We start from the raw sequence: 967 nt of genomic DNA, 5'->3' as shown, positions 1-967 counted from the left end.
CTCGTGGGGAGCGCCGGCGTCGCCGGTGTTGGTGCCGCCTGCATCGTTGGCGCCGTGACCCCCACCCGCGTCGCTTCGCGCAATGACCTCCGCCATCGAGGCGGAGGGGGAGGCGTCGGCGCTTTCAGCCGACCCAAGCACTGCTGCCGCGTCCACCGCTGCGGCGGCCTCCATAGGCGGAGTCTCTTCCGCGACCGCAGCCGACGCTTCCGCCGGGTCTTTCGCGTCAGGCTCCGTCGCGGCTTCCGCGATGGCTTCGGCAGGAACTACAGCGGCAGCCGGCTCGGATCCCTCGACCGTTGCCTCTGCAACCGTGTCTGTTGCCACGGCGTGCGCCTCTGCCGCCTGTGCAGCACGCGCAGCCTCTTCCGCCGCAAGCTTCGCAGCCGCGGCCTCGCGGGCGGCATTGTCCAGCGCGTCGAGCTTGGCCTTCACCTCCGCCGCCGGCTTCGGTTCGGCGCGATAGCCAAGGCCTTTGAGGATCTCTTCCATGTCGTCGGCGGTGGCGCCGAGGATCGACATCATGGGCGGCGTCACCATGAAGGCGTGGCCGTCATAGGCGCCGTCGGGTCGCTGGCCGAGGCCGGGCTTCCAGTTGGTCGCGGGGCGAATGAGATCGGCCAGCCGCTCTAGGATATCGACGCGCACGGCGCGGCGGCCGAGATTGCGATAGCCGGCGAGCTTGTAAAACGTCTTGTCGAAAGCAGGATCGATCACCACCGAGGTGCGGCCCGATGCCAGCGCATTCACCACGTCGCCGAAGCCTGGCTTGTCCTTGCCGTCGCTCTTAAGCGCCCAGAGCAGCGTCACCAGCCCGGCCGGCGCCGGCTTGATCAGCGCCGGCACGAAGACGTGGTAGGCACCGAAGCGCACGCCAAGACGCCGCAGCGCCGCGCGGCCTTCCTGGTCGAGCGACTTCATTTCCTCGGCGATGTCGCGGCGGTTGATGAGGCCGAAATGCTCGACG

The 967-nt window shown here is 69.0% G+C and carries 1 pseudogene; it reads right to left on the bottom strand.

The features are described from left to right. A pseudogene (locus EOA60_RS34790) lies at positions 1-967 on the bottom strand (helicase); the annotation flags it as partial.

Source organism: Mesorhizobium sp. M1A.F.Ca.IN.020.06.1.1, from assembly GCF_004023265.1.
In the GTDB taxonomy this organism is placed as follows: domain Bacteria; phylum Pseudomonadota; class Alphaproteobacteria; order Rhizobiales; family Rhizobiaceae; genus Mesorhizobium.
This window is presented reverse-complemented; position numbering and strand designations above follow the sequence as displayed.